This window comes from Achromobacter semiaridum (assembly GCF_053543755.1).
In genome coordinates, this window is record NZ_JBLVOL010000133.1 from 1 (window position 1) to 10443 (window position 10443).

The 10443-nt window shown below is 63.7% G+C and carries 13 protein-coding genes and 1 pseudogene; 3 read left to right on the forward strand and 11 right to left on the reverse strand.

Annotated elements, in window-relative coordinates; all coding sequences use genetic code 11:
- A pseudogene (locus tag ACNPP0_RS26815) lies at window positions 1-249 on the reverse strand (glycine zipper 2TM domain-containing protein); the annotation flags it as partial.
- Between the two features lie 143 nt (window positions 250-392).
- On the opposite strand from ACNPP0_RS26815, the gene ACNPP0_RS26820 reads away from it, so the two are divergent.
- Complete coding sequence (locus tag ACNPP0_RS26820; protein ID WP_448707511.1) at window positions 393-620, forward strand: DUF3717 domain-containing protein; 228 nt, start codon at window positions 393-395, stop codon at window positions 618-620.
- 58 nt (window positions 621-678) lie between these two features.
- Here the strand turns inward: ACNPP0_RS26820 and ACNPP0_RS26825 are convergent, their stop codons facing one another.
- Genes ACNPP0_RS26825 through ACNPP0_RS26845 form a run of 5 tightly spaced genes read right to left on the reverse strand, consistent with a single transcriptional unit; the run spans window position 679 to window position 4762 of the window.
- Window positions 679-1293: an SCO family protein gene (locus ACNPP0_RS26825; RefSeq protein WP_448707513.1), complete on the reverse strand. Its 615-nt coding sequence runs from the start codon at window positions 1291-1293 to the stop codon at window positions 679-681.
- Between the two features lie 16 nt (window positions 1294-1309).
- Entirely contained in the window at window positions 1310-2203 is an 894-nt protein-coding gene (gene cyoE / locus ACNPP0_RS26830; protein WP_448707514.1) for a heme o synthase, read from the reverse strand.
- A gap of 13 nt (window positions 2204-2216) precedes the next feature.
- Window positions 2217-3251: a COX15/CtaA family protein gene (locus ACNPP0_RS26835; RefSeq protein ID WP_332609018.1), complete on the reverse strand. Its 1035-nt coding sequence runs from the start codon at window positions 3249-3251 to the stop codon at window positions 2217-2219.
- 48 nt (window positions 3252-3299) lie between these two features.
- A complete protein-coding gene (locus ACNPP0_RS26840) occupies window positions 3300-3929 on the reverse strand; it encodes an SCO family protein (RefSeq protein ID WP_332609020.1) in 630 nt (209 codons plus the stop codon).
- A 35-nt stretch (window positions 3930-3964) separates the two neighbouring features.
- Complete coding sequence (locus ACNPP0_RS26845) at window positions 3965-4762, reverse strand: SURF1 family protein (protein WP_448707515.1); 798 nt, start codon at window positions 4760-4762, stop codon at window positions 3965-3967.
- 36 nt (window positions 4763-4798) lie between these two features.
- Here ACNPP0_RS26845 and ACNPP0_RS26850 point away from each other — a divergent pair, with 36 nt between their 5' ends.
- A complete protein-coding gene (locus ACNPP0_RS26850) occupies window positions 4799-4999 on the forward strand; it encodes a twin transmembrane helix small protein (RefSeq protein WP_006216871.1) in 201 nt (66 codons plus the stop codon).
- Window positions 5000-5113: 114 nt separating this feature from the next.
- Here ACNPP0_RS26850 and ACNPP0_RS26855 read toward each other — a convergent pair whose 3' ends face one another.
- The 5 genes from ACNPP0_RS26855 to coxB form a co-directional block, all read right to left on the reverse strand.
- The gene (locus ACNPP0_RS26855; protein WP_332609025.1) at window positions 5114-5989 is read right to left on the reverse strand and encodes a cytochrome c oxidase subunit 3; all 876 of its coding nucleotides are present in this window, start codon (window positions 5987-5989) and stop codon (window positions 5114-5116) included.
- 36 nt (window positions 5990-6025) lie between these two features.
- A complete protein-coding gene (locus ACNPP0_RS26860; RefSeq protein WP_006216869.1) occupies window positions 6026-6250 on the reverse strand; it encodes a DUF2970 domain-containing protein in 225 nt (74 codons plus the stop codon).
- Window positions 6251-6258: 8 nt separating this feature from the next.
- Window positions 6259-6384, reverse strand: coding sequence for a cytochrome oxidase small assembly protein (locus ACNPP0_RS26865; protein ID WP_046805294.1), 126 nt, complete (start codon window positions 6382-6384; stop codon window positions 6259-6261).
- 30 nt (window positions 6385-6414) lie between these two features.
- Window positions 6415-8022 carry a cytochrome c oxidase subunit I gene (gene ctaD / locus ACNPP0_RS26870; RefSeq protein ID WP_046805293.1) on the reverse strand — a complete coding sequence of 536 codons (1608 nt, stop codon included), beginning with the start codon at window positions 8020-8022 and terminating at the stop codon, window positions 6415-6417.
- Between the two features lie 105 nt (window positions 8023-8127).
- The gene (gene coxB, locus ACNPP0_RS26875) at window positions 8128-9285 is read right to left on the reverse strand and encodes a cytochrome c oxidase subunit II (protein WP_039882609.1); all 1158 of its coding nucleotides are present in this window, start codon (window positions 9283-9285) and stop codon (window positions 8128-8130) included.
- A 300-nt stretch (window positions 9286-9585) separates the two neighbouring features.
- Between coxB and ACNPP0_RS26880 the strand changes: the two genes are divergently transcribed.
- On the forward strand, window positions 9586-10401 hold the full coding sequence (locus ACNPP0_RS26880; protein WP_448707516.1) for an NUDIX hydrolase: 816 nt from the start codon (window positions 9586-9588) through the stop codon (window positions 10399-10401).
- The last annotated feature ends 42 nt before the right edge of the window (window positions 10402-10443 follow it).

Sequence of the window (10443 nt, forward strand, 5' to 3'; positions counted from 1 at the left end):
GGGTACGGCTTGCTGCGCCTGGCGCGTCGCCGGCGCCGGGGCGGGCTCTGGCGCGGGCGCCAGGTTGGCGCTCTCGGGGCTGGCTTCGGCCACGGGCGTATCAGCGTGCGGATTGGCCGAGGGCGACGGCAACCAGCCCATCACCGCAGCCACGCCCACGGCGCACATGACGATCACGGCGATGGCGGCTGCCGCAACCAGTGGGTGCAAGCCGCTGCGCGGGCTTTGAATTCGGGTAGATGTATTCATGACGATGCTCCATCGTAACTAACCGGCATCGGTATAGCACCCGGGCGCGGTTTCGGCATGTTGCGATGGTGACGCTTCTTTGCAGGCGTTGCAGCGCGTTCCGCGCCGGTGGACAGCCTTGTGCATTCGTGGACAATAGGCGGATGGATTCCATTTCCCTGCCCCAGCTCGAACAGGCAATCAACTACTGGCGCAACGTCTCGCCGTCGGTCGGCGACGAATCGCGCCTGTGCCCGGAAGCGGCGGCGCTGGCCACGCCTTATGCCTTGATGATCATCTCGCACCGCCACGACATCGCGGTTGCCGAACTGAATGAAAAAGCCCGGGCGGCGTTGGCCGGCTGGGCTGCGGCGGGCGCGACGGCCCGCTGAATTTTTTGTGGATCCGTGGGTGGACTGTTGCCCGGATCCTTCGCGGGCGCTACCCCTCTCAGTTCTTCAGCAGCGCCTGGATATCGTGCGTCAGCGCGTCCACGCCCAGGTTGTTGTTGGCCAGCACGCGCGATTCACCCTTGCCATCAATCAGGTAGAACGCGGCGGTGTGATCCATCGTGTAGTTGCCGTCCTTGGTGGGCGCCTTGGCGTAGTACGCCTTGAACGAAGCCGCCGCCTTCTTGATCTGATCCGGCGTGCCGGTCAGGCCCAAAAAGCGCGGGTCGAATGCCGTCACGTATTGCTTGAGCACTTCCTGCGTGTCACGCTCCGGGTCCACCGTGATCAGCAGCACCTGCACGCGCTCAGCGTCCGGTCCCAGCTTTTTCATCACCTCGGTCAGCTCTGCCAGCGACGTGGGACACACGTCGGGACACTGCGTGAACCCGAAGAACACCACCACGACCTTGCCGGCAAAGTCAGACAACTGGCGGCTCTTGCCGTTGGTGTCGGTCAGTTCCATGCCACGGCCCAATTGGGTGCCGCTGATGTCGCTGCCCTTGAACTTGGGCGCGGCGTCGCCGCAAGCGGCAAGCGCGCCGGCAAGAACCGTCAGGGCGGTGGCAGCGGCAAGGCGCAGGCCCAGCCGGCGGCTGGCGGAAAACACGGACATCAACAACCTCCAGGGGTCAGCGCAGCAGGCCGACCCAGTGGTCCACCAGCAGGGCGCCGAACAGCAGCGCCAGGTAGAGAATGGAAAAGCGGAACATGCTGCGCGCCAGTTCGTCGCTATAGGCGCGGTACAACCGCCACGCATACGACACGAACATGCCGCCCAACACCAGCGCCGACAGCAGATACAGCACGCCGCTCATGCGGATGGCGTAGGGCAACAGCGTTGTTGCCACCAGCGCCACGCTATAGAGCAGGATGTGCAGGCGCGTGAACTGGTTGCCGTGTGTGACCGGCAGCATCGGCAGGCCGGCCTTGGCGTAGTCATGGTTGCGGTACAGCGCCAGCGCCCAGAAGTGCGGCGGCGTCCAGATGAAGATGATCAGCACCAGCACCCAGGCTTCGGCCGGAACCGCATCGGCCACCGCCGCCCAGCCCAGGGCGGGCGGCATTGCGCCCGACAGGCCGCCGATCACGATGTTCTGCGGCGTGCGCGGCTTGAGGATGACGGTATAGATAACGGCGTAGCCGACAAAGGTGGCAAACGTCAGCCACATGGTCAGCGGGTTCACCAGCGTGTACAGCACGAACATGCCCGCGCCGCCCAGCAAGCCGGACAGGCTTAATACCTGGAAAGCCGAAATGGTGCCGCGCGCGGTGGCGCGCCGCGCCGTGCGCAGCATCCGTGCATCGACTTCCTGTTCGATCAGGCAATTGATGGCGAAGGCGGCTGCGGCAAGCAGCCAGATGCCGATGGTGCCGAACAGCACGCGGCGCATATCGGGTACGCCCGGCACGGCGAGAAACATGCCGATGACCGCGCAAAACACCGCCAGCTGCGTAACGCGCGGCTTGGTGAGGACGAGGTATTGGCGGAGCAATCCGGGTTGAGGAGCGGCAAGACTGGTCATAGTGGACCCTATTTTAAACGCGCACCGAATTGGGGCCATAGCCCCCTGCCGGCGCGCTTCCCGCCGTGGACAAGCGCACCATCAGCACCACGGCGGCCAATGTCAAACCGGCCGCGCCCCCATTGTGCAACACCGCGATCAGCAGGGGCCACTGGAAAAAGATGGTCGTCAGGCCCGTGAACAGTTGCGCTGCCAACAGCGCCAACATCAGCGTGGCCGGGCCGCGCAGGCCCGGTTCGGCGCGCAACCGCCATGCCAGCGTGCCCAGGTACAGGAACACGACGAAGGCAAAATTGCGGTGCACCCAGTGAATGGCGGTCAGCGCGGGCTGCGAGATCATTTCGCCCGAGGGCAATTCACCCAGGCCACGGATCACCGAATAGCCGCCGTGGAAGTCCATGTCCGGCACCCACTGCCCGTGGCACATGGGAAAGTCCATGCAGGCCAGCGCCGCGTAGTTGGTGCTGACCCAGCCACCCAGCGTCACCTGCACCAGCAGCAGGCCAAAGCCCACCGCCACCCACGGCTTCCAGCGCCTGGCCGCCGCCGCGATCGCGACGTGCGGGCGTTCACGCGCCGACAACCAGGTCATGAGCGCCAGCACCGACAAGCCAAACACCAGATGCGCCGTCACTACGGCGGGCATCAGCTTGTGCGTGACGGTCCACGCGCCGAACGCGCCCTGCACGCACACGGCCACCAGGGTGGTCACGGCCAGCGCGGGCGATCGGCCCAATTCACGGCGATAGCGCCACGCCATGTAGACGATGCCGATGATGAGCATGCCCAGGATGGAACCGACGTAGCGGTGGATCATTTCGATCCAGGCCTTGGACATGGTCACGGGGCCGAACGGCATGGCTTGCGACGCCTGGTGGATGTCGCCCTGCGCGCCTAGCGGCGTCACGCTGCCATAGCAGCCGGGCCAGTCGGGGCAGCCCAGGCCGGAATCCGTCAGGCGCACGAAGGCGCCAAACATGATGAGGTCCAGCGTCAGGAACCAGGTGAAGAATACGAGCTTGCGATAACGCGCTTTGATGCGTTCCATGTCAACCAGGAAAAAAAGGAAATGCCCGCGCCCGTCGGCAGAAATCCATCAACCGATGCGCGAGTTATAGACGAGCTTGCTGATGTCCTTGCGGACTTTGACGCCGTCGGCATCGGCAGGGTACTGCATCATCAGGTTGCCCAGCGGGTCGATCACCCAGATGGGGTCCTGCAACGGCGGCTGCCCGGCGGCGCTATCGCGGGCCAACAGGTAGCGGGCAAGCTGATCCGGGTTCACGCGCAGCATGACGGTGCCCTGATAGGCTTCCAGCACCTTTTCCGGCACGGGGGCATCGTCGGTGATGAACCAGACGCGCGCCAGGCGGTCCACGTTCTTGCCCTGGCTGGCATGCGTGTTGCGCGTGATGTAGAGCTTGCGCGCGCAGCTTTCCGGGCAGGCCGCGCCGTCGGCGGCCACCAGCAGCCATTTGCCCTTGAGGCTTTGCAGGTCGAAGGGCTTGCCGTCCAGGGTGGTCAGCTTCAGGTCGGCGGCGGCGGGCATGGGCCGCTGGGGCGAGACCAGCGCGCCGTAGTTGCTGGAGTCTGATGGCCACCACTGCGGGTTCATGTAGACGACGAAGGCGGCCACGATGGGCGCCAGCGAACACAGGAACACCAGCACCATGGGCATCAACGAGCGCTTGCGCGCGGGCGGACGGGATGAAATGTCGCGAGCCACTTTATATCCTGGAAAAGTCTTTCATTGATGCGCGCTCAAGGCTTTGGACCTTGTCTCGCGCGCTGGCGCATGCGCTTGATGGCGCCCCCCAGCACCACCAGCCATGCGATGGCGGCAATTGAAGCAAACGCAAACCACTGCACGGCGTACGACGTGTTTTTCTGAAAATCCACCGGCGGCTGCGGCCAGTCACGCACCAGGCCGTCGGCGCCGTTCTGGCCGGTCTGGGTCAGCACGACGGGCAGCAGGTGCAGCCCCGTCGCGCGGGCATAGGCATCCAGCGGCAAGTTCTGGACCTGCGGCAACTTGCCGCCCGTGACGGACCACGTGGCGGGCAGGGCGGATTGGTCCTGCCCGCCCAGCGACCACAATTCGAACATGCGGGGCACGCGTTCAGCCATTTCGCCGGTGATGGTCTGCGAGCCCTGAGGCGTAGCGGGCAGCGCCGGTTCGCCCTGGCCCGGCATGACGCGGGGCAGCCAGCCGCGCAGCACCAGCACGGCTTGGCGCGACGCCCCATCCAGCAGCAGCGGGGTAGCCAGCCAGTAGCCCGGCCGCCCTTCGTGGTTGCGATTGTCCAGCAGTACACTGAATTGCGGCAGCCACGCGCCCGTGGCCTGCGCCACACGCCACGGCGTCAGGTCATCGGACGGCGTGGCGGGCGTCAGCATCACCGGCGCTCGCTTGCGGCCCGCTTCGATAGCGGCCAGAATGGCGCGTCGCTCATCGCTGCGACGCAACTGCCACTGCCCGAGCGACGCCAGAATCACCACGGCAATGCCAAGCAAGATCAAGGCGGCAATGGTGTTGCGGGTTGAATGCGGTCGGGCCATGTATCGTTGCTAACTCTGTTTTGTCCGGAGACCACCATGCGCGTTTTCGTCGTACTGGCCTTCATCGGAATTCTGGCCAGTCTGGCATCCGCCCTGGTCTATCTGATGCGGGACAAAGGGTCCACCAGCCGCACCGTCAATGCGCTGACCGTGCGCATCGGGCTATCGGTTGCCCTGTTTCTGTTTGTGCTTTTCGCCCACCACATGGGCTGGATCGAGAGCACGGGCCTGCGCTGACGCGCGGCCCATGGCGTGCGGCAAGCCCCGAAAAGGAATCGGGCGCCGCGCGTTAATCGACAGGGTTATCGCCCTGGAGTTCCCGCGCGGCGCCCAACTTGCGGCGCCGCAGGCCTAGAACCAGTACACAAACAGGTACAGGCCCAGCCACACCACGTCTACAAAGTGCCAGTACCACGCGGCCCCTTCAAAGCCGAAGTGATGATCGGCGGTAAAGTGCCCGCGCATCAGGCGCACCAGGATCACCGTCAGCATGGTGGCGCCCAGGATCACGTGGAAGCCGTGGAAACCGGTCAACATGTAGAACAGCGAACCGTACGCGCCCGAATTGAATTTCAGGTTCAGTTCGGTGTAGGCGTGATGGTATTCGGCGGCCTGACAGGCCACGAAGATAAAGCCCAGGATGACCGTGGCGGCCAGCCAGAACATCGTCTTGCCACGATGGTTTTCGCGCAGCGCATGGTGGGCGATGGTCAGCGTGACGCCCGAGGACAGCAGCAGCGCGGTGTTGATCGTGGGCAGCCAGAACGGGCCAACCGTCTGGAACTCTTCGACTACGCCGGCCGGTCCGAAGTTGGGCCACGCGGCCTTGAAGTCGGGCCACAGCATCAGACGGTGGTCGATGTCGCCCAGCCACGGCGTGGTGACGGTTCGGGTGTACCAAAGGGCGCCAAAGAACGCCGCGAAGAACATCACTTCCGAGAAAATGAACCAGCTCATGCCCCAGCGGTACGAGCCGTCGATGCGCTTGCTGTTCAGGCCGGCTTCGGATTCCTGGATGGCGTCGCCAAACCAGTAATACAGCACCACGATCAAACCGATAAAGCCCGCCAGCACGGACCATTTTGCCCAGCTGACGCCGTTGATCCAGGCCGCGGCGCCCAGCCCCATGAACAGCAGCGCCACCGCCGTACGCACGGGGTGCCCCGAGTCGGCGGGCACAAAGTAGTACGGTGCCTCTTTACCTTGAACCGAGTGGCTTGCACTCATGGCTTTCTCCCTGGTACAGATTTAGATTTAAGTGATTCAAGTCAGGCTGGAAACGGCCCAACGCACAATTAATACCAGCACAGTCACGAAGATTGCCGCCGCCAGCAGCCCAGCCAGAATCACGTGCACCGGGTTCAGCTTGGCGCTGTCTTCCCGGTAGCCCGCGCCCTTGCGTACGCCAAAGAACCCCCACGCCACCGCCTTCATCGTCTGAAGGAAACTGAGCTTGCGGCGTGAGGTTTCGTGCAGGTCGTCGCTCATGGAGGGGCCTAACCGACCGCGTTGCCCGTCAGCAGCGCCGAACCGCGAAACACGGTCCAGCCGAACACGGCAATGACAAAGGCCACGAGGACCCATCCTGCAATCTTGTTACGGCGGCGCTGCTCGGGAGTCATTGCTGTGCTACCTGGATCGTGGAAGACGGTTTACTTCACTTCGGGCGGGGTTTCGAAGGTGTGGAACGGGGCGGGCGAAGGCACCGTCCATTCCAGCCCTTCGGCACCTTCCCATGGCTTGGCGGCCGCCGGTTCACCCTTGCCCATGTAGCAACGAATGATCGCCCACAGGAAGATCAGCTGCGACAGGCCGAACCAGAACGCGCCAATGGTGGCCATCTGGTGGAAGGTCGTGAATTGCGCGGCGTAATCGGCGTAGCGACGCGGCATGCCCGCCAGCCCCAGGAAGTGCATGGGGAAGAAAGTCACGTTGAAGGAAATCAGCGTGGACCAGAAGTGCAGCTTGCCCAGCTTTTCGCTGTACATGCGGCCCGTCCACTTCGGCACCCAGTAGTAAGCGCCGGCGAATAGCGCGAACAGCGAACCGGCCACCAGCACGTAGTGGAAGTGCGCCACCACGTAATAGGTGTCGTGCACCTGGATGTCGATGGGCGCCACCGACAGGATCAAGCCGGTGAAGCCGCCCATGGTGAACACGAAGATGAAGCCGATCGAGAACAGCATCGGCGTTTCGAACGTCATGGAACCGCGCCACATGGTGGCGACCCAGTTGAACACCTTCACCCCGGTCGGGATGGAGATGAGCATGGTGGCGTACATGAAGTAAAGCTGGCCCGTCACCGGCATGCCCGTCGTGAACATGTGGTGAGCCCACACGATGAACGACAGCACGGCAATCGACGCAGTGGCGTACACCATCGAGGCGTAGCCGAACAGCTTCTTGCGGGCGAACGCGGGCACGATGGCCGACACGATACCGAACGCCGGCAAGATCATGATGTAGACCTCGGGGTGCCCGAAGAACCAGAACACGTGCTGGTACAGAACCGGGTCGCCACCGGCGGCGGCGTTGAAGAAGCCCGTGCCGAAGTGGCGGTCGGTCAGAACCATGGTGATGGCGGCGGCCAGCACCGGCATCACGGCCAGCAGCAGGAACGCGGTGATCAGCCAGGTCCAGCAGAACAGCGGCATCTTCATCAGCGTGAGGCCGGGCGCGCGCATGTTCAGGATGGTCACGATGATGTTGATCGCGCCCATGATCGAGGACGCGCCCATCAAGTGCATCGCGAAAATGCCCAGGTCCATGCCCGGCCCCATCTGCAACGACAACGGCGCGTACAGCGTCCAGCCGGCGGCGGTGGCGCCGCCCGGCACGAAGAACGACGCCGTCAGCATGATCGCGGCCACCGGCAGCAGCCAGAAGCTGAAGTTGTTCATGCGCGCGAACGCCATGTCGGATGCGCCGATCTGCATCGGGATCATCCAGTTCGCAAAGCCCACGAAGGCCGGCATGATGGCGCCGAACACCATGATGATGCCGTGCATGGTGGTGAACTGGTTGAACAATTCGGGGCGGAAGAACTGCAGGCCCGGCTCGAACAATTCGGTACGCAGCAGCAAGGCTAGCGTGCCGCCTTCCAGCAACATGGCAAACGAGAAGATGAGATACATCGTCCCGATGTCTTTATGGTTCGTGGCGAAAAGCCAGCGACGCCAACCCGAAGGCATGGCGTGGTGATGGTCATCGTGACCGTGGCCGTGGCCCGGCGACACGTGGTCTACAGTGACGCTGCTCATGATGGACTCCTTCCTGCTGAGTGCCGGCCCCGATCCACGGGACCGGCAGGGTATCTCTAACTAAACGGAACCGGTTCTATCGGTGTAGGGCGTAGAGCTGCGCGATCAACGCGCGGCCGCAACGTCCTTCGGTAGAACCGTCGGGTCCTGCCCCTTGCCTGCATTGCTCCAGGCATGGCGTGTATAGCTGATGACCGCTGCGATCTCGACATCATTGAGCTGCCCGCCGAATGCCGCCATCGCGGTGCCGGGCTTGCCCTTGAGCACGGTATTGATCTGGTCCGCCTTGGGACCCAGAACAACCTTGTCTCCGTCAAGCGGTGGGAAGCTGCCCGGGATGCCCTTGCCGTTGGCCTGGTGACAGGCTACGCAATTGGCGGCGAAGACTTTTTCGCCACGGGCAACCAGTTCGGCTTCCGTCCACTCTTTATTAGGATCGTCGGCGTTTGCCGCCATTTTCTTCTTTTGGTCTTCAACCCACTTATCGTAATCGGCTTGCGCCAGGACTTCGACAACGATGGGCATGAAGGCGTGGTCCTTGCCGCACAGTTCGGCGCACTGACCCCGGTAGATGCCCGGGGTGTCGGCACGGAACCAGGCGTCGCGCAGGAAGCCGGGGATGGCGTCCTGCTTGACGCCGAAGTCCGGGATCATCCACGAGTGGATCACGTCGGCCGCGGTCAGCACGACCCGGACCTTTTTGTCCACCGGCACCACCATGTGGTTGTCCACTTCCATCAGATAGAACTCGCCCTTGGGCTCGCGGTTCTCGATCTGCGCGCGGGGCGTGGACAGCGTGGACAGGAACTTGACCCCGGCGGCGGAACCGTCGAGGTATTCGTAGCCCCACTTCCATTGATAGCCGGTGACCTTGATGGTGAGGTCGGCGCTTGAGGTGTCCTTCATGGCCACCACCGTCTTGGTGGCCGGCAAGGCCATGGCGATGACGATGATGAAAGGGATGACCGTCCAGGCGACTTCCACGCCCAGATGCTCATGGAAGGTCGCCGCTTTGTGCCCGCGTGATTTGCGGTGCGCCCAGATGGAATAGAACATCACCCCGAACACACCGATGAAGATCACGATACAGATCGTGAGCAGCATCCAATGCAGCCACATGATGTCGCGTGATATTGCGGTCACGCCTTCATGCAGGTTCAGCTGATTGACCTTCGGGCCGCCGGGCATGTCTTGCACCTGAGCACCGGCCACGCTGCCAATCAGCATCGCACAAGCCCCCAGTATCCCTCTCCACTTCTTCATGCTTACCTCGAAACACGGCGCGAGGGCCCTTGTCGCCTAGTGGCACGAGTGTCACTTCAACAGGACTACGCGCAATTATTAGATGGCAGGGTTAAGCAGGGAGATAGAGCGGCCCCCGCGTTCCCACTCGAAATCACAAAGAAACTGGCGGATTATAGCGGACACGCAAATAGATGTAAGACAAGCCTCTTGAATAAAAGGGGCCTGCCCCCATCTGCGCTCGCCCCGCGTTCGACCCTTGACGCGCGCTGCAAACCGTGTGGCATAAAATCGTCGCCACCCTCATCACGACACGCCACGATGCCCAAGCAGTTGTCCGATCTGTATGCCGACCTGTGCGCCCGCGCACAGCAACCCGCCCCCGACGGCGCGCACGTTTTATATGTGGCGGGCCGGCGCTGCGGCTGGGCCACGCATGCGGCCTGCGATGCCTTGCGCGATGCCCCCGGCGTCGTCTGCGACGAGGCCGCGCTGCACATCGGCGCGCACCTGAAACCCGGCGCGGAGTTGAACGCCGTGCTGGAAAACACCGCACAACTGTTGCGTCAAGCCAACTGCTTGCGCGGCTGGCGCGACGAACTGCTGGACGTGATGGACGGCAACGAACCCGTCGGCGTGATCGAACGGGCGGCGGTGCGCCCGCTGGGCCTGCTGACGCACGCCGTGCACCTGAGCGCGTGGACGCCGGACGGCCGCATGTGGGTCGCGCGACGCGCGTTAAGCAAGTCCACTGATCCCGGTATGTGGGACACCCTGGGCGGCGGGCTGGCCGGTAGCGGCGAAGACCTGGAGCTGGCGCTGGTGCGCGAATGCGGCGAGGAAGCCGGCCTGGACCCGCACCATCTGGCCAGGCGCACGCCGCTGCGCACCATCCTGCGCATTCACCGCCGGCTGCCCGAGGGCTATCAGGTGGAAGACGTGCTGACCAGCACCTGCGTGCTGGCCGCCGATGCACGCCCCGCCAACCGGGACGGCGAAGTCATGGACATTGCCACGCTGGATGTGGCCACCGTGCTGCGTCAGGTCGAAGAAGGCGAATTCACGCTGGAGGCGGCGCTGGTGATTGTCGAAGACATCATGCAACGCCGCGCCGCCGGCCAGAACGACCTGGCTTAGCGGGACGCGGCCCCGGGGACATCGGCCGCCGGTTCGCCCGGC